The following is a 17,161-nucleotide window of genomic DNA, read 5'->3' as shown; positions in this document are numbered from 1 at the left end:
GAGCGTCTACGATCGACCGGCATGGACCCACTCGGTGACCTCCTCGACGGGGTACGGGCCCGCACCGCCGCGTTCTGCCAGGCCGTCCTCGACCCGCCGTGGGGCCTGCGGATCGACGACCGGGCGCCGCTGGCCCTCGCCACCCCGTTGCGCGGACATGCCTGGGTGATCCTCGACGACGGTGAGAAAGTGCTGGTCGAGGCCGGGGGAGTGGCGATCGTTCAAGGCCCCGAGCCCTACACGGTCGCCGACAAACCGACCACTCGACCCCAGATTTCGGTACGGCCTGGCAACCGCCTGATCGACCTGGACGGGGTGGACATCACCGCCGAGACTCTCCAGCGCACCAACACGAGCCGTCTGTGGCGCCGCGCCGGGGTGGACGACGCGGCCGGGTCGACGATCCTGGCCAGCGGTACCTACCAGGTGGCGAACCTCGTCAGCGGACGGCTGCTGGCCGCCCTGCCCCGGATCGTGCACGTGCCCCGCGACCAGATCCACTCGCCGATCATGGACCTGCTCACCGCCGAGGTCGATCGCGACGAACCCGGCCAGCAGGTCGTCCTCGACCGCCTCCTCGATCTTGCGCTGATCGCCACGCTGCGCGCCTGGTTCGCCCGGCCCGCCGCCGATCCGCCCGGCTGGTACCGCGCTCACGGCGACCCGCTGATCGGTCCGGCACTGAGGCTCGTCCACGACGACCCGGCCCGCCCCTGGACCGTCGCCGGCCTGGCCGCCGCCACCGGCGCCTCGCGCGCGGCGTTCGCGAGGCGCTTCACCGACCTGGTCGGGCGGCCGCCCATGACGTACCTGACCCAGTGGCGTCTCGACCTGGCCGCCGAGGCGTTGCGCAACAGCGAGGCCACGGTCGGCGCCATCGCGCGGCAGGTCGGCTACGCCAACGCGTTCGCGCTGACGGTCGCCTTCAAACGCGTCCACGGCACCAGCCCCACAGACTTCCGCCGAGGCCCCGCCCACGACGATGCCCCAGCCCTGGAGCGGGCTGGGGCATCGGTGGATCAGTAACCGAAGTCCTGGGTGTAGTACGGGGTGCCGTCCGCGGCGTAGACGACGCCGACACCGACGGCCTTCGACTTGCAGTTCAGGATGTTGGCGCGGTGGCCCGGGCTGTGCATCCAGCCGTCCACGACCGCGGCCGCCGAGCGGTAGCCCCAGGCGATGTTCTCGGCGGACGGCTGACGGTAGCCGGTCGCCTTCGCGCGGGTGACGAACGACGAGCCGCCGCTGCCGATGTGCGAGAACTTCTTGGTCTGCGCCATCCACGCGCTGTGGGCCCGGGCGGCGGTGGTGAGCTGGTCGTTGACCTTCAGGCTCGAGCAGCCACCCTTGCCGCGCTCGATGTCCACCAGGCGGTTGACCTCGGTCTGCAGCGCCTGCTCGGAAGCCTTCGCCGGTGCGGCTTCGGCCGGGGACGCGATCATCGTCATGGCGCCGGCGGCGGCGGGGGCGAGGAGGGCGGCGACGGCGAGGCGGCGAAGAAGCTGGCGCAAGAGCAAACCCTTTCGGAGTACGTTCCCCGCGGTTCCGCGGGCTCACCATTCCCTTCGGCCCGCCCCCGTCCAGCGGTGATCGCCAACTCGGTGCGTGACGGTCGCGGATCGGTTGCCGCCCGTTCCGGCTGTTCCCGGCCGCGAACGGGGCGCCAGGATCAAGCGCGTCACCGCCTGAGCGGGAGAGGGCACCGGTGCCGGCGGCGGGTGCGCCCGGCGGGCAAGGCCAGGGCGGCGATGATCACCGGCAGGCAGGTGCCGCTGGCGAGCGGATCGGCCACCGCGTCGACCCCGGCCGCGCGCTTCACCCGTACGCCATCGTCTTCAGGGTTTTCGCAGTTTTCCGGCGCCCCGGATGCGGTAACCGTTCTCGCATGATCGATGAGGAGATCTGTCCGGCTGATCCGTGGCAGGTGCGCGAGACCCGTCTGGAGACGGCGCTGCTGGGGCCGATGGAGTCGGTGTTCGCGCTGGCCAACGGCTTTCTGGGGCTGCGCGGGAACCTGGACGAGGGTGAGCCGTTCGAGATCTCGGGGACCTATCTGAACTCGTTCTACGAGGAACGTCCGCTGCCGTATCCGGAGGGTGGCTACGGCTATCCGGAGCAGGGGCAGACGGTCGTGAACGTGACCGACGGCAAGCTGATCCGGCTGACCGTCGACGACGAGCAGTTCCATGTGGGGCGGGGCGTGCTGCACCGGCATGAGCGGGTCCTGGATCTGCGGGCCGGGGTGCTGCGGCGTGAGGTGGACTGGGAGTCACCGGCCGGGCGGCGGGTGACGGTGCGCAGTGTGCGGCTGGTGTCGTTCACGCAGCGTGCGGTGGCGGCGGTCGCCTACGAGGTGGTCGCGGGCGACGAACCGGTGCGGGTGACGGTGCAGTCGTGCCTGGCGGCCGACGAGGAGCAGGTGAGGGTCTCCGACGATCCGCGGGTCGCGGCGGCACTCGGCGATCCGCTGGAGGCGGTCGAGCAGGACACCGAGCAGCACGGCGCGGTGCTGCTGCACCGGACCCGCCGCAGCGGGCTGTCGCTGGCGGCGGGGATGGATCACGTCGTCGAGGCGGACGCCGGCTACGACGAGGAGACCGACGTCCGGGCGGACTGGGCGAGGACGACGGTGGTCACGGTCCTGCCGCCGGGCGGGCGGCTGCGGATCGTCAAATTCCTGGGGTACGCGTGGAGCGCATCGCGGTCCACGGACGCGTTGCGTGACCAGGTGGCGGCGGCGTTGAACGGTGCCCGCTACGCCGGGTGGGACGGTCTCGTGGCGGCGCAGCGTGCCTATCTCGACGACTTCTGGGACGCCGCCGACGTGGAGGTCGACGGTGATCCGGCGTTGCAGCAGGCGGTGCGGTTCGGGTTGTTCCACGTGCTGCAGGCGGGGGCGCGGGCCGAGGGGCGGCCGATCCCGGGCAAGGGCCTGACCGGGCCGGGATACGACGGGCACTCGTTCTGGGACTCCGAGGGGTTCGTGCTGCCGCTGCTGATGTACACGGTGCCGCGGGCGGCGGCGGACGCGCTGCGGTGGCGGTATTCGATCCTGCCGCACGCCAGGGAGCGGGCGCGGACGCTGGGGCTGTCGGGGGCGGCGTTCCCGTGGCGGACGATCGGCGGCGAGGAGTGTTCGGCGTACTGGCCGGCGGGCACGGCGGCCCTGCATCTGAACGCGGTGGTGGCGCGGGCGGTGGACCGTTTCCGGCTGGTCACCGGCGACGACGCGCTGGAGCTCGACTGCGGGCTGGAGATGCTGGTGGAGACGGCCCGGCTGTGGGTGTCGCACGGGCATCACGACGCGACGGGGGTGTGGCACGTCGACGGGGTGACGGGTCCGGACGAGTACAGCGCGGTCGCCGACGACAACGTGTTCACGAACCTGATGGCGGCACGCAACCTGCGGGCGGCGGCGGATGCGTGCGCACGGCATCCGGAGGCGGCGGCCCGGCTGGGAGTGGCGCTGGAGGAGCCGGACGTGTGGCGGGCGTGCGCGCACGCGGTGCACGTGCCGTTCGACGAGCGGCTGGGGGTGCATCCGCAGTCGGAGGGGTTCACCCGGTACGCGCCGTGGCACTTCCCGCAGCAGCGGCCGGAGGAGCCGTTGATGATGCTGGCGCCCTACTTCCAGCTGTATCGGCGGCAGGTGTGCAAGCAGGCCGATCTGGTGCTGGCGATGCACTGGTGCGCCGACGACTTCACGGCCGAGCAGAAGGCCCGCAACGTCGACTACTACGAGCGGATCACGGTGCGGGACTCGTCGCTGTCGGCGTGCACGCAGGCGGTGATGTGCGCGGAGGTGGGCCATCTGGAGCTGGCCCAGGACTACGCCTGGGAGGCGGCCATGGTGGATCTGCGTGACCTGCACGGCAACACCCGCGACGGGTTGCACGTGGCGTCGCTGGCGGGTGCGTGGTCGGCGATCGTCGAGGGCTTCGGCGGACTGCGGGAACGCGATCACGAGCCTGGTCCGGTGCTGGCGCCACGGCTGCCGGCGGGGATCGGGCGGCTGCGGTTCCGGTTGCGGCACAGTGGGGTGCGGCTGGTGGTCGAGGCCGATCACGAGACGGTCCGGGTCAGCGTCCGGGAGGGAAAACTGCCGATTCAGCTGTACGGGGAGGACGTGGAGGTGACGGCCGAGTGTCCGGTGTCCCGCCCGGTGGTGGCGCTCGAGCCGGTTCTGCCGCCGCCGCGTCAGCCTCCGGGTTACGCGCCCCGGCGGGGCTGACGGCCGGCCGTCGACTACCGTGCTGGTGTGTCGATGCCTGAACGGCTGCGCCTGCACGCCTCCCACCTGGACGAATTCAGGGTGCGGCTGGGCCGGGTGCGGGTGCTGGCGCAGCGGTTCGAGAAGGATCAGGCCGCATTCGGGGCACTCTGCGGGTGGATTCTGACCGGACTGGGTGACCGCTATGTGCGGCATGACGAGCTGATCGCCTATGTGGAGGAGACGTTCGTCATCACGGTGCTGGGACTGCGCCGCGTCGCCGGCGGCGGGCAGAGCCTGGCCGCGTTCGTGGGTACTCCGGACGACGGTCCACGGTCGGCCACCGAGATCATCGACGGGGTGCTGGCGACGGTCGCGAGCCGGGAGTGGGTGGAGCCGCTGCTGGCGGAGGCGGCGCCGGTGGCGGAGTTCGCCTTGCCGGTCGACGACGACGTGGCGGTGCTGCGGGCCGGTGGGCTGGATGTGGCGCTGAGCCGGATCCCGCCGCTGCGGCGGATGGTCGACGACCTTGCGGGCATGCCGGACGTGGTGGCCGAGCAGGCGGAGCTGTGGTCGGTGATGGCCGCTGATCTGCGGGTCATCGGCACGGATCTGCGGCGTTGCCTGGACGCCGACTTCGCCGGTCAGTGCGGAGACGACGTCCAGGCCTATCTGACGCTGATGGCGAACAACGTGGAGGCGCTGCGCGGGCTGGTGGCGACCTGCACGGCGATGACGGTGATCACGAAGGCGGCGGGGGATCTGATCCTGCTGGGCCGCGACATCGTGCGGGGACTGATCGCCGATGTGGTGCTGCGGGTGACCGGCTGGGTGGCGGATCCCGCGGTGGTGCCGTTGCCGGTGCTGGTGGCCCGGCTGGGTGTGGTGGTGGCGACGTCGTGGCGCATCGACGCCTATCTGACCGCGCTGGTCACGAGCATCGCCAACCTGTCCCGCACGATCGACGGCTGATCCCGCCGGGTGGGTAGGGTCGGCTCATGAGTGACGGTTGGGTCGACCATGTGATCTGGTGGCACGTGTATCCGCTCGGGTTCACCGGTGCGGAGCCGGCGGCCGAGCCGGGCCGGCCCGTCAGTCACCGGCTGGGTCACCTCGAGGCGTGGCTGGATCATCTGATCGGGCTGGGCTGCAACGGTCTGGCGCTGGGTCCGGTGTTCGCGTCCGGCACGCACGGCTACGACACCGTCGACTACTTCCGGATCGATCCGCGCCTCGGTGACGACGCCGATTTCGACGCGCTGGTGAAGGCGTGCCGGGAGCGCGGCATCCGGGTGCTGCTGGACGGGGTGTTCAACCACGCGGGCCGTGGTTTCGAGCCGGTCCGGCAGGCCCTCGAGGCGGGGTCCGGGGAGTGGGTTCGCTGGAGCGGGGAGTACCCGTACCTGTTCGAGGGCCACGACGGGCTGATCACCCTGAACCACGAGTCGCCGGCGGTGCGTGACTTCGTGGCCGACGTGATGATCCATTGGTTGGAGCGGGGTGCCGACGGGTGGCGGCTGGACGCGGCATACGCCGTGGCGCCGGAGTTCTGGGCCGCGGTGCTGCCGAGGGTCCGCGAGCGGTTCCCGGACGCCTGGTTCGTGGGCGAGATGATCCACGGCGACTACCGGGACTACGTGCACCGGGCCGGCCTGGACGCGGTCACCCAGTACGAGTTGTGGAAGGCGACCTGGTCGTCGCTCAACGACCGGAACCTGTTCGAGCTGGCCTGGGCGCTGGACCGGCACCGGGAGTTGACCGCTGACCTCCTGCCCCTGACGTTCCTCGGCAACCATGACGTGACCCGGATCGCGAGCCGGGTCGCCGACCCGCGGCACGTCGGGCACGCGGTGGCGCTGCTGTTCTTCCTGCCGGGGGTGCCGAGCGTATACTACGGCGACGAGTTCGGGTTCCGGGCGGTCAAGGAGGACCGGCCGGGCGGCGACGACGCGGTGCGCCCGGCCATGCCGGCACGCCCGGAGGAGATCACCGACCCGGGGCTCACCTCGCTCTACCAGGAGCTCATCGGGGTACGGCGGCGCCATCCGTGGCTGACCCGCGCCGCGATCACCGTCGAGCAGCTGGCCAACGAGCACGTCGTCGTGACGGCCGAGGGCGAGGGACGGCTGTCGCTGGCGCTCAACCTGGGCGACGAGCCGTTCGGGGCCGTCGGTCCGCACGGGTGGAAGCTGTCCGAGTGAAGAAGATCCACACGACGGCTTCATAGGTTTCGAACAGGCCGTCCCGATGCTGTGCGGCCATGAAGACCAGCTCCACATCACGACTGCACGCGCTCGACGGCCTCCGGCTGCTGTGCGCGCTGGCCGTGGCACTGTTCCACTACTCGTGCTCGTGGCGGATCGACGGCGTCAGCTCTCCGGAGCAGTCTCTTCCGTACGCCAGCCATGTGTTGATCTATGGTTTTCTCGGTGTCGAGGTGTTCTTCCTGATCAGCGGATTCGCGATCGGGATGAGCGTCTGGGACCGGTCGTTGCGCGGGTTCACGGCGGCACGGATGGCCCGGCTCTATCCGGCGTTCTGGGTGTCGGTGCTGCTCACCGCCGCGGTGGTGACCGTGCTGCCGGTGACGACCGGCGTGCCGGTGAGCGGCACCCCGGCGCCGGGCGACGTGCTGGTGAACCTGACGATGCTGGCCGAGCCGCTGGAGGTGCCGCTCGTCGACACCGTCTACTGGACGCTCTGGATCGAGCTGCGGTTCTACCTGATGTTCGCGGTCCTGGTGCTGTGGGGCGTGACCTACCGGCGGGTGGCCGGGTTCGCCACGGTGTGGCTTGTCGCCGCGTCGGCCGGGCCGCTGCTACCCGACTGGACCGAGCCGGTGATCATGCCGGGGTACGCGCCGTACTTCGCGATCGGTGTGGCGTTGTGCCTGATGCGCCGGTACGGGCCGACGCTGTGGCTGTGGGCGCTGGTCGTCGGCGGCTGGGCGCTGACCCTGCCGCGGCTCGTGGAGCGCACCACCGGCGTCCACCCCGGCTTCGACGTGCCGGTCGCGCCGTCGCTGGTGATCGTCACGGTCGCGGTGGTGGTGCTGACCCTCATCGCGCTCGGCGTGACCGACGGCTGGAACGTGCCGTGGCTCGCGGTCGCCGGCGCACTGACGTACCCGTTCTACCTCCTGCACCAGCGGATCGGGTACAGCCTGATCCGTACCGGTCACGACTGGACGGGCTGGCCGGCCTGGCTGCTGCTGTCGGGGACCGTCGTGGTGGTGCTGGCCGCGGCCTGGTCGGTGCACCGGTTCGTGGAGAGGCCGCTCGCACCCAGGCTGAGGAGGCTGATCGCGGGCAGCCACAGTTCGAAGGTGGTGCCCGCCCCCACGTCGCTGCGCGCCGACACGTCACCGTCGTGATCGCGGACGATCTGCCGGACGATGGCCAGGCCCAGCCCGCTGCCGCCGGTGCCGCGGCCACGCGCCGGGTCGGCGCGCCACAGCCGGTCGAAGACCAGAGGCAGATGCTCGGCGGCGATGCCGGTGCCGGTGTCGGTGACCTCCACGACGGCCCGCTCACCGGTGGTGCGGGCCCGCAGAGTGATCGACCCGCCGGGCCCGGTGGCGCGCAGCGCGTTGCTGATCAGGTTGCCGACGGCCTGCCGGATGCGGTCGGTGTCGGCGTCGGCCATGACCGGGCCGCACGTGTCGACGTCCAGGCTCACCCCGGCGGCCTCGGCCGCGGCCCGATGGGCGGTGCGGGCCGTCTCCAGCAGCTCGGCAAGGTCGGCCGGCGCCCGGTGATAGACCAGCGCACCCGCCTCGGCGAGCGCCAGCTCCTGGAGGTCACCGACGATGCGCTGATTGAGTATCACCTCATCGTGCAGGGACGCGTACAACTCGGGCGTCGGTTCGAGCACCCCGTCCTGCAGGGCCTCCAGATAACCGCGCAGATTACCCAGGGGGGTACGCAACTCGTGCGCCACATCCGCGATGAGCCGCCGCTGGTCGTCCTCCGCGGCCCGGACCGACTCGGCCATCTGGTTGAACGCCCGCGCCAGCTCCGCCAGCTCGTCACGGCCGTCGTCCGGCACCCGTCCCTCCCGGTCGCCGTCGCCCATCCGCCGGGCCGCCGCCGTGAGCGTGCCGATCGGGCGCAGCACCCGGCGGCTGATCAGCAGCGCGGCGCCGGTCGCCAGCAGCGCGACCAGAAGGGTGATCAGCAGGACCGGGCCGGTGTCGAGCACGCGTACCGGCTCGTCGCCGGCGCCGATCGTCAGCAGCAGGGTGTGCGGGGCGACCTCGGCCGCCGTGACCTGGCGGCGGAACACCTCCCGCAGACAGTCGTCCTGCGCCGGCCCGCACCGGCCTGCCTCCTCCCGGTCGTCGGCCAGCAGCCAGTCGTCGGCCGGAGCGGGCCGGCAGTCGTCCACCGCGACCGGGTCGTCGGTGGCCGGCCGGTGCCGGGGCACGCCGTCCGCGCCGGTCACGACCACCAGGTCGTACCCGTAGCCGAGCAGGCAGACGGAGAGCAGCGTGTCGGACCGGTAGGCGCCGATCGCGGCGACCGTGGCCGCCCGCCGGTCACCGCCGTCCGGCAGCACCAGTTCCGGCAGCGGGTCGACGAACACGGCGACCGAGCCGGGTGGCCGGGCGGCCCTGCGGTCCAGGTGGTCGGTGTCGGCGACGACCTCACCGAACGGGTCGACGAGCCGGATCCGCTGCCCGGTCTGCTGCCGCAGCCACCGCAGCGTGCCGTCGACACCCTGCCAGCTGGCGTTGCGCAGCGCGTGCTCGCGCAACCGGCCCTGGATCAGCTCGGTCGTCTCCCGCGACGCCGACGCCGCGTCACTGACCTGGTCACGGGCCTGCCACCAGGTCAGGGCCACGGTGCCGCCGATCGCGGCGAGCGCCACCAGCGCCATCAGCAGGAACACCCTGATCCGGAAACTCACGGGAGGTCAGCCAGGCGGTAGCCGCGTCCGTAGACGGTCTGCACCCAGCGGGGATCGTCCGGGTCGTCGCCGAGCTTGCGGCGCAGGTTCATCACGTGCGCGTCGACGGTGCGCTCCAGCACGTACCGGTCGAAGCCGAACGCCTTCTCCAGGATCTCGCCGCGGGTGAACACCCGGCCCGGCGCGCCGGCCAGCACCTCCAGGATGCCGAACTCCTTGGCGGTCAGCACCACCGGCCGGCCGGCGACGCGGGCCTCGTAGCGGCCGGTGTCGACCTCCAGCTCGCCGATACGCAGGACCGGCTGGTCACGCTCGCGCAGTGCCCCCGAGCGGCGCAGCAGCGCCCGCACCCGGGCCGCGAGCTCCCGCGGGCTGTACGGCTTCGTCAGGTAGTCGTCGGCGCCGGCGTCCAGGCCGCGCAGGATGTCGTCCTCGGCGGCGCGGGCGGTCAGCATCAGGATCGGCACGTCGGAGTCGGCGCGCAGCACCCTGCACACCGTGACACCGTCCAGCGACGGCATCATCACGTCCAGCACCACGAGGTCGGGCAGGTGCCGGCGGCAGAGCTCCAGCACGGCCGGGCCGTCCGCGACACAGGTCACCCGGTGACCCTCGCGGCGCAGGTACGCGCCGGCCAGGTCGGCGTGTTTCCGGTTGTCCTCGGCGATCAGAATCTCGGTCGGCACGGCCCCGATCGAACACCGGCCGGCGACCCGTCATACGGGTCGCCGGCCGGTACGGCACGTTATGGGGACCTTCTCCCCACCAGGCCGGTCGAACGATCAGGCCGGTCGAACGATCAGGCCGGTCGAACGATCAGGCCAGGTCGAACCGGTCCAGCTCGGTGACCTTCGTCCAGGCGGCCACGAAGTCCTGGACGAACTTCTCCTTGGCGTCGGCGCTCGCGTACACCTCGGCCAGGGCCCGCAGCTGCGAGTTCGAGCCGAAGATCAGGTCGACCGCGGTGGCGGTCCACTTGACCTGGTCGGTGGAGAGGTCGCGGATCTCGTACAGGTTCTCGGAGTCCTTCGACGCCGTCCACCGGGTGCCCGGGGAGAGCAGGTTGGCGAAGAAGTCGTTGCTGAGCACACCGGGCCGGTCGGTCAGCACGCCGTGCTCGCCGCCCGCGATCGCCCGCAGGCCGCCGATCAGCACGGTCATCTCCGGGGCGGTCAGGCTCAGCATGTACGCCCGGTCGACCAACAGGACCTCCGGCTGCGCCTTCTCGCCCGGCCGCAGGTAGTTGCGGAACCCGTCGGCGCGCGGTTCGAGGACCTTGAACGACTCGACGTCGGTCTGCTCCTGCGAGGCGTCGGTGCGGCCCGGGTGGAACGGCACCGTCACCGGCACACCCGCGTCCGCGGCGGCCTTCTCCACGGCCGCGTTGCCGGCCAGGATGATCAGGTCGGCCAGGGAGATCTTCGCGGTGCCCGAGGCGTTGAAGTCCTGCTGGATCTTCTCCAGCGCCTCGATCACCGAGATGACCGGCTGGTTGACGTCCCAGCTGCGCTGCGGCTCCAGGCGGATCCGGGCACCGTTCGCGCCGCCACGCTTGTCGGTGGATCGGAAGGTCGCCGCCGACGCCCACGCGGCCTGGACCAGCTGCGCCGTCGACAGGCCCGACTCTAGGACCTTCTTCTTCAGTACGCCGATCTCGGCGTCACCGACCAGCGCGTGGTCGACGGCCGGGACCGGGTCCTGCCACAGCTGCGCCTCCGGCACCCACGGGCCGAGGAACCGGCTGACCGGGCCCATGTCACGGTGCAGCAGCTTGTACCAGGCCTTCGCGAACGCCAGCGCGAACTCGTCCGGGTTCGCCAGGAAACGGCGGGAGATCTGCTCGTACGCCGGGTCGACGCGCAGCGACAGGTCGGTGGTGAGCATCGTCGGCTTGTGCTTCTTCGCCGGGTCGTGGGCGTCCGGGATGATCGCCTCGGCGTCCTTGGCGACCCACTGCTTGGCACCGCCCGGGCTGGTGGTCAGCTCCCACTCGTACCCGAAGAGGATCTCGAAGAAGCGGTTGCTCCACTGGGTCGGCTTGTCGGTCCAGGTGACCTCCAGACCGCTGGTGATCGTGTCGCCGCCCTTGCCGGTGCCGTGCGTGCTCAGCCAGCCGAGGCCCTGCGACTCCAGCGGGGCGCCCTCCGGCTCCGGACCGACGTGGTCGGCGGCGACACCCGCGCCGTGCGTCTTGCCGAACGTGTGACCGCCGGCGATCAGCGCCACGGTCTCCTCGTCGTTCATCGCCATCCGGCGGAACGTCTCGCGGATGAACCAGGCCGCGGCCTGCGGGTCGGCGCTGCCGCGCGGACCCTCCGGGTTCACGTAGATCAGGCCCATCTCGGCCGCGCCGACATCCGCGGTCATCTCCTGGTCGCCCACGTAGCGGGAGTCACCGAGCCAGGCGTCCTCCTGACCCCAGATGATCTCCTCGGGCTCCCACACGTCCTCGCGGCCGAACCCGAACCCGAACGTCTTGAAGCCCATCGACTCCAGCGACACGTTGCCGGCCAGTACCAGCAGGTCGGCCCAGGACAGGCTCTGGCCGTACTTCGCCTTCACCGGCCACAGCAGCCGACGCGCCTTGTCCAGGTTCGCGTTGTCGGGCCAGCTGTTGAGCGGAGCGAACCGCTGACCGCCGTCACCGGCACCGCCACGGCCGTCATGGATCCGGTACGTACCGGCGGCGTGCCAGCTGAGCCGGATCATCAGGCCGCCGTAGTGACCGAAGTCGGCCGGCCACCAGTCCTGTGAGGTGGTCAGCACCTCGACGATGTCACGCTTGACGGCCTCGACGTCGAGTTGCTGGAACGCCTCGGCGTACTTGAAGTCGGGCGCGAGCGGGTTGCCCTTAGACGAGTGGGCGTGCAGTACCGACAGGTCGAGCTGGTTGGGCCACCAGTCCCGGTTGCTGCGCGGACGGCCCGGGGTCTTTGCCGTCGGCGCCGGAATACCCGGGTTCTCGCTCTCGCTGCCGTCGTGCGCGACCGGGCACTTGCCGTTGGTGTTGTCCTGGTTGTCGCTCATCAGCTTCCTTCCGAACGTTTGGTCACGCAGGTGGGGCATGTGCCCCAATAGACGACCTCCGCCTCGTCGATCACGAATCCGTGATCGTCGGAGGCGATGAGACAGGGGGCGTTTCCGACGGAACAGTCGACGTCGGCGATCGTGCCGCAAGAACGGCAGACGACATGATGGTGGTTGTCGCGCACCCGCATCTCATAGCGGGCGGTCGCACCGGCAGGCTGGATGCGGCGCACCAGCCCGGCGTCGGTGAGGGCACGCAGCACATCGTAGACCGCCTGATGGGAAACGGTCGGGAGATCCCCGCGCACCAGCGCGATCACCGTGTCGGTGTCGACATGCGGGTGGTCGCGCAGCGCGGCCATCACCGCCAGCCGGGGCCTGGTCACGCGCAACGAGACCGCCCGGAGCCGAGCCTCGGAGTCGGACGTCATGCCCCGACCATAACCCGCTTTTCTGGAATCGTTCCACTTTTGCGGGCGGTGATCACGCGCCGTGGTGACACGTGGGTGCCATCTTCGCTAGCGTCGCCGCATGGCGGCGATCGAATCCACTGTGGCCCGGGCAGGCGGCCGGGCGGCGGCCTACATCGGAAAGATCGCCATCGACCGGGTACGCCGGAAGGCGCTCCTGAAGAGGGCGGAGTCACTGCTCGACCGCGCACCTCTGGAGGCGTTTCTCACATCCCTGACGCCCGCCCAGAGCAGCGCGTTCCTGACTTTCGTCGAGTCGCCGCAGTTCGAGCATCTGGCGCTGCAGACCACGGTCTGGCATCTGGCCGGCCGTTCCGAGGACGACCTCGCCGACATCCGGCACTCCGCCCGGCTGAGCCTGCGTGTCCGTCTCGAAGACCTGCCCGAGGACCGCCTGCTCACCGGCACCGATCTTGTCGTGCACCTGCTCACGGTGGCTTCCGAGGCCGCGATCCGCGAGCACAAGAACATCGACAGCGGATTCGCTGTGGGGATCGTCGCCGATCTGGCGGCGGCCACCGCCCGCCGGCATGAACTGCTCGAACGGCTGCCCGATCTGCGGGCCGTCGACCGGTTCAGCCGGCTGCTGCGGGCGCAGGTCGCGGCCACGCGGTCGAAGATGAGGCTGTCCCATCTGGGGCGTCGTGCGGGTGTCGAATACGCCGACCTGCACGTCGACCCGACGTTCCGGTTCCCGGGCAAGGACGACAACCGGTCGTCGGCGGACGCGCTCGGCCAGTACCAGCGGGTCGTCGTTCTCGGCGACCCCGGTGCGGGCAAGTCGACGTTCGCGGCGAAGCTCGCCCACGACCTCGCCGACGACGCTCTCGACGGGCTGTCCGGCAGGGTGCCGTTCCTGGTCGTCGTCCGCGAACACGCCGAAGCGCTGCGTACCAGCCACCGGCCGTTCACCGCGCTGCTGGAGGACGTGGCCAAGGCGCCCTACAACGTCACGCCACCCGCCGACGCCATCGAGTACCTGCTGCTCAGCGGCAGCGCCGTCGTGATCGTCGACGGGGTCGACGAGCTGGGAGACGCCGAGGCCCGGCGGCGGCTCGCCGAGCTCTTGGAGGCGTTCGCCCACCAGTACCCGCTGGTCGGGATCGTGGTGACCTCGCGAGTCGTCGGCTATGACGAGGCCTCCTTCGACCACACGCTGTTCCCCGACATCCGCATCGCGCGGTTCACCGATGACCAGGTCGCCGACTACGCCGAGCGCTGGTTCACCCTCGAACAGGATGGCGGGCTGGCCGAGTCGTTTCTTGCCGAGAGTTCGCGCATCCAGGATCTGCGCAGTAATCCGCTCCTTCTGTCTCTGCTGTGCTCGCTGTACGAGTCGAAGCACTACATTCCGGCAAACCGGGCACAGATCTACGAGAACTGCGCTGAACTGCTCTTCGAGCGCTGGGACCAAGGCCGGGGAATGTCGGTACCGATGCGTTTCGGTACTCATCTCCGGCCCGCTGTGGCCTGGCTCGCCTGGCGGATGTTCACCGACTCGTCAGCGCAGAAGGTGCTCAGCCGGGACAAGGTCGCTGACCTTCTCATCGAATACATGCTCGAGGAGCGGTTCGACGACTGGACGGAGGCTGCCGTTGCCGCGGCCGAGTTCCTGGACTATTGCGCCGGCCGGGCCTGGCTGCTCACCGAGATGGGAACGCGTGACGGTCAGCGCGTCTACGGATTCACCCACCGGACGTTCCTGGAGTACTTCACCGCCGTCCACCTGGTCCGGCTCGGCCCCAGCCCCGAGAGTGTGTGGCAGCGACTCGGCGGCCGGATCCCCGACACCTCCTGGAACAACGTCGCGCACCTCGCGGTGCACCGCCTGGAGCGAGACGCCCACGGCGGTGCCAGCGGATTTCTGGAGTTGCTTCTCGACGCCGCCGTGTCGTCGGGCGACGAGGTTCGCTATTTGAGTTTCGCAGCGGAAGTGGCGGGACAGGTCGCGCTCCGGTCGAGTGTCCTTCGCCGCCTCGCCGCCGAATGCGTCCGCCTGGCCGTGGAGACACCGGTGGATCAGCGATTCAGGTACACCTGGACGGCGGCTGCCTTCACCGGACAGAACGACGACGGCCCCTTCCTGCATTTGCTACAAGCCGAATTGCCCGAGAACCTCACCCGGCTCAGCGCGGCGATTCTGGAGGCGCTGCGCGCGCCCGGCAGCGCCGACGCCGGCGGGTTGATCGGCGGCATTCTTCTCGTCGACAGGCCCTGGCCGAGAGAATCGAAGTCGGTGGGTGACCACCTCATCCGCCAACCGGGCCTCCTCGCTGTGGAGGATGTGCGGCGATGGGAAGAGCGTCTTCGCAGGCCATCACCTCACGACATCCGCACGAACGGGCCGGGCATCCTGTACCGGCAAGCCAATCTCGGGCACAACACCGACGTCTCCAGCGTGGTGCGGGTACTGGAGAAATGCGTTTCCAACGAACGGGCAACCCCGGCAGACGCGCAATACCTCAGAACGGTCTATCCCGCCCTCGCCGCCAGCCCGTGGCCGTGGATCGAGTTGTCCGAGGACGACAACGACACAGCGTGGGATCTGGCACAGGAGGGTGACCTTATCGCCGACAGCGTCGACATGAGCAAGGTGGACGAGTTCGACGCGACGCAACGATCCTCCGCGTTGCTGCTCCTCCTGGTCTTCCTTCAGGAGACCGGCGGCAATGAATTTCCGGACGCTCTGAAGAACCTTCTTACCGCGCGAACGACCGGCGAGGGCCGAGCGGACGCCCTTGCTCAGGTTGCGGCCTGGAAACTCCTGCCGGAGGCGCACGAACTCGTCACCCGGTGGGTCAACGGCGAGGGCTCGCCGGTGCGGCGGAATCGGTGAGTCAGCGGTCGGACAGGCGCGGGGCGTTGTCGGTGCGGTCGAGCTGGTTGGCGACGTGCTGGCCCAGGGCACTGCGGTAGTGCATGGCCAGACCGCCGAGCTGTTCGACCTCCTCCAGCAGCTGTGCGCGCCGGTCGGACAGGCCCTCCATCGCCTCGGCGTGGCGTCGGCGGGCCGCGCCCTCGATGTCGGCGGCCTTCGCCCGGGCCTCGGCGGCCACCTGATCGGCCTGCTCCTCGGCGGTCACCAGGATCTGCTCGGCCTCCTGGCGGGCGTCCTCGAGATGGCCGTCGGCGGTGCGCTGCGCCATCGCCAGCACCCGCAGGTGGCGGTCGTCGCCGCCGGGCGGTGACGGGTCGCTGTGGCGGGCCCGTTCCAGTTCGGCGGCCACCTCGCGGGCGTGCTGCTCGGCGCGGTCGCGGGCGTCCTCCAGCATCCGCAGCCGGGCGGTCAGCTCCCGCAGTTCGTCGTGGTCGTCGCCGGGGCCGATGTGGTTCTTGAGGGCGTCGTTCTCGGCCATCAGACGGCCGAGTTCGCGTTCCACCTCGTCCAGGAACGCGTCGACCTCCTCCTCGCCGTAGCCGCCCCGGCCGAGGGCGGGCTTGGTGAACGAAACGTTGTGAACGTCAGCGGGGGTGAGCGGCATGCTGCTCCCTAAGAATGCCGTCGCGAGTCGCACACGTTACGCCGTTCCGTAGCCGTCTCACCACCGTCGTGACGACTCTTTTACGCAACACGCCGAATAGTCGTCTCCCGGCTTGTACCAGCGAAGATCGGCTGGATCAGGTCAGGAAGACCGCCGCTGTGAGCATCGCCGCCGCGGAGGCGACCGTGGACAGCATCACGACGTCGCGGGCCAGCGTCTCGGACTCGCGGTAGCGCAACGCGAACACGAACACGTTCTGCGCGGTCGGCAGCGACGACGTCACGACGGCGGCGAACAGGGCGGGCCCGGAAAGGCCGATCAGAAAACGCCCGATCAGGTACGCCAGGAGCGGCTGAACAATGATCTTGAGAACCACCGCGAGGTAGCGATCCGGCGCTTCCGGGCCAGGCCGCAGCGGACGCGCGCCGGGCAGCGACATCCCGAACGCCAGCAGCGCCGCCGGCACTGCTGCCGCCCCGACCAGCTCGAACGGTTCCATCAGCAGGGCTGGGGGAGTCCAGCCGGACGCCGCGACGGCGAACCCGGCCGCCGAGGCGATCATCAGCGGGTTCCGGGCGGGCAGCAGCGCCAGCCGCCGCAGCGACGGCCGGCCCTGCCCGCCCGCCAGATCAAGAACGGTCAGCGCCACGGGAGCGGCGAGCAGAACCTGAAAGACGAGCACGGGTACGACCAGCGACACGTCCCCGAGCACGTACGCCGCCACCGCGAGGCCCATGTTGCCCGCGTTGACGTACGACGCCGCCAGCGTCCCGATCGTCGTCGCGCCGGCGCTGCGTTTCCAGACCAGCCGGGCGACCAGCGCGTACACCGCCCCGACGAGCACCGTCGAGGTGACGAACGCCAGCAGCGAGCCGGTCAGGATCCGATCGAGGCTCGTACGGCTGAGCGTGACGAACAGCAGCGCCGGAGTGGCCACCGCGAACGCCAGCCGCCCCAGCACCCGCGGAGCGTGCTCACCCAGGATCCGCCCGCGGGCCAGCAGATAGCCCAGGGCCGCGATCGCCCAGACCGTCGTGAAACCGCTGAGCACCCCCGCCATTCAG

The 17,161-nt window shown here is 70.5% G+C and carries 12 protein-coding genes and 1 pseudogene; 6 read left to right on the top strand and 7 right to left on the bottom strand.

Annotated features, from left to right (window positions below; translation table 11 throughout):
• The first annotated feature begins 21 nt into the window (after positions 1-21).
• The gene (locus CLV67_RS34950) at positions 22-1,026 is read left to right on the top strand and encodes an AraC family transcriptional regulator (RefSeq protein ID WP_106326619.1); all 1,005 of its coding nucleotides are present in this window, start codon (positions 22-24) and stop codon (positions 1,024-1,026) included.
• Here the strand turns inward: CLV67_RS34950 and CLV67_RS34945 are convergent.
• Positions 1,020-1,511 (bottom strand): CAP domain-containing protein, encoded by a 492-nt coding sequence (locus tag CLV67_RS34945; RefSeq protein WP_239166383.1) that lies wholly within the window; start codon positions 1,509-1,511, stop codon positions 1,020-1,022. The genes CLV67_RS34950 and CLV67_RS34945 overlap by 7 nt on opposite strands.
• Positions 1,512-1,885: 374 nt before the next feature.
• On the opposite strand from CLV67_RS34945, the gene CLV67_RS34940 reads away from it, so the two are divergent.
• The 4 genes and pseudogenes from CLV67_RS34940 to CLV67_RS53810 all read left to right on the top strand — a co-directional run.
• Positions 1,886-4,231: a glycoside hydrolase family 65 protein gene (locus CLV67_RS34940; RefSeq protein ID WP_106326225.1), complete on the top strand. Its 2,346-nt coding sequence runs from the start codon at positions 1,886-1,888 to the stop codon at positions 4,229-4,231.
• A gap of 27 nt (positions 4,232-4,258) precedes the next feature.
• Positions 4,259-5,182, top strand: a complete 924-nt coding sequence (locus CLV67_RS34935; protein ID WP_106326223.1) for a hypothetical protein — start codon at positions 4,259-4,261, stop codon at positions 5,180-5,182.
• Between the two features lie 26 nt (positions 5,183-5,208).
• A complete protein-coding gene (locus tag CLV67_RS34930; RefSeq protein ID WP_106326221.1) occupies positions 5,209-6,411 on the top strand; it encodes an alpha-amylase family protein in 1,203 nt (400 codons plus the stop codon).
• A 59-nt stretch (positions 6,412-6,470) separates the two neighbouring features.
• Positions 6,471-7,400 (top strand): annotated as a pseudogene (locus tag CLV67_RS53810) (acyltransferase family protein); the annotation flags it as partial.
• Here the strand turns inward: CLV67_RS53810 and CLV67_RS54420 are convergent.
• The 4 genes from CLV67_RS54420 to CLV67_RS34905 all read right to left on the bottom strand — a co-directional run bounded on the left by CLV67_RS54420 (position 7,388) and on the right by CLV67_RS34905 (position 12,576).
• Positions 7,388-9,088: a sensor histidine kinase gene (locus tag CLV67_RS54420; RefSeq protein ID WP_282958718.1), complete on the bottom strand. Its 1,701-nt coding sequence runs from the start codon at positions 9,086-9,088 to the stop codon at positions 7,388-7,390. The pseudogene CLV67_RS53810 and the gene CLV67_RS54420 overlap by 13 nt on opposite strands.
• Positions 9,089-9,114: 26 nt before the next feature.
• A complete protein-coding gene (locus CLV67_RS34915) occupies positions 9,115-9,804 on the bottom strand; it encodes a response regulator transcription factor (protein WP_106326215.1) in 690 nt (229 codons plus the stop codon).
• Between the two features lie 130 nt (positions 9,805-9,934).
• A complete protein-coding gene (gene katG, locus CLV67_RS34910; protein ID WP_106326213.1) occupies positions 9,935-12,145 on the bottom strand; it encodes a catalase/peroxidase HPI in 2,211 nt (736 codons plus the stop codon).
• Positions 12,145-12,576: a Fur family transcriptional regulator gene (locus CLV67_RS34905; RefSeq protein ID WP_106326211.1), complete on the bottom strand. Its 432-nt coding sequence runs from the start codon at positions 12,574-12,576 to the stop codon at positions 12,145-12,147. The genes katG and CLV67_RS34905 overlap by 1 nt, the downstream gene beginning before the upstream one ends.
• Positions 12,577-12,676: 100 nt before the next feature.
• On the opposite strand from CLV67_RS34905, the gene CLV67_RS34900 reads away from it, so the two are divergent.
• On the top strand, positions 12,677-15,451 hold the full coding sequence (locus CLV67_RS34900) for an NACHT domain-containing protein (protein ID WP_106326209.1): 2,775 nt from the start codon (positions 12,677-12,679) through the stop codon (positions 15,449-15,451).
• A 1-nt stretch (position 15,452) separates the two neighbouring features.
• Here the strand turns inward: CLV67_RS34900 and CLV67_RS34895 are convergent, their stop codons facing one another.
• Positions 15,453-16,097, bottom strand: coding sequence for a DivIVA domain-containing protein (locus CLV67_RS34895; protein ID WP_106326208.1), 645 nt, complete (start codon positions 16,095-16,097; stop codon positions 15,453-15,455).
• A gap of 136 nt (positions 16,098-16,233) precedes the next feature.
• The gene (locus CLV67_RS34890; RefSeq protein WP_106326206.1) at positions 16,234-17,157 is read right to left on the bottom strand and encodes an AEC family transporter; all 924 of its coding nucleotides are present in this window, start codon (positions 17,155-17,157) and stop codon (positions 16,234-16,236) included.
• Between the last annotated feature and the right edge of the window lie 4 nt (positions 17,158-17,161).

This window comes from Actinoplanes italicus, assembly GCF_003001815.1.
Classification (GTDB): domain Bacteria; phylum Actinomycetota; class Actinomycetes; order Mycobacteriales; family Micromonosporaceae; genus Actinoplanes; species Actinoplanes italicus.
Note: the sequence above shows the minus strand (reverse complement) of the source record. Positions and strands in the feature narration are given on the sequence as shown.

Coding starts and splice junctions, on each gene's coding strand:
- CLV67_RS34895 (WP_106326208.1), bottom strand. CDS start 16,097: ATGCCGCTCACCCCCGCTGACGTTCACAACGTTTCGTTCACCAAGCCC.
- katG (WP_106326213.1), bottom strand. CDS start 12,145: ATGAGCGACAACCAGGACAACACCAACGGCAAGTGCCCGGTCGCGCAC.
- CLV67_RS54420 (WP_282958718.1), bottom strand. CDS start 9,088: ATGGCGCTGGTGGCGCTCGCCGCGATCGGCGGCACCGTGGCCCTGACC.
- CLV67_RS34905 (WP_106326211.1), bottom strand. CDS start 12,576: ATGACGTCCGACTCCGAGGCTCGGCTCCGGGCGGTCTCGTTGCGCGTG.
- CLV67_RS34900 (WP_106326209.1), top strand. CDS start 12,677: ATGGCGGCGATCGAATCCACTGTGGCCCGGGCAGGCGGCCGGGCGGCG.
- CLV67_RS34890 (WP_106326206.1), bottom strand. CDS start 17,157: ATGGCGGGGGTGCTCAGCGGTTTCACGACGGTCTGGGCGATCGCGGCC.
- CLV67_RS34950 (WP_106326619.1), top strand. CDS start 22: ATGGACCCACTCGGTGACCTCCTCGACGGGGTACGGGCCCGCACCGCC.
- CLV67_RS34940 (WP_106326225.1), top strand. CDS start 1,886: ATGATCGATGAGGAGATCTGTCCGGCTGATCCGTGGCAGGTGCGCGAG.
- CLV67_RS34930 (WP_106326221.1), top strand. CDS start 5,209: ATGAGTGACGGTTGGGTCGACCATGTGATCTGGTGGCACGTGTATCCG.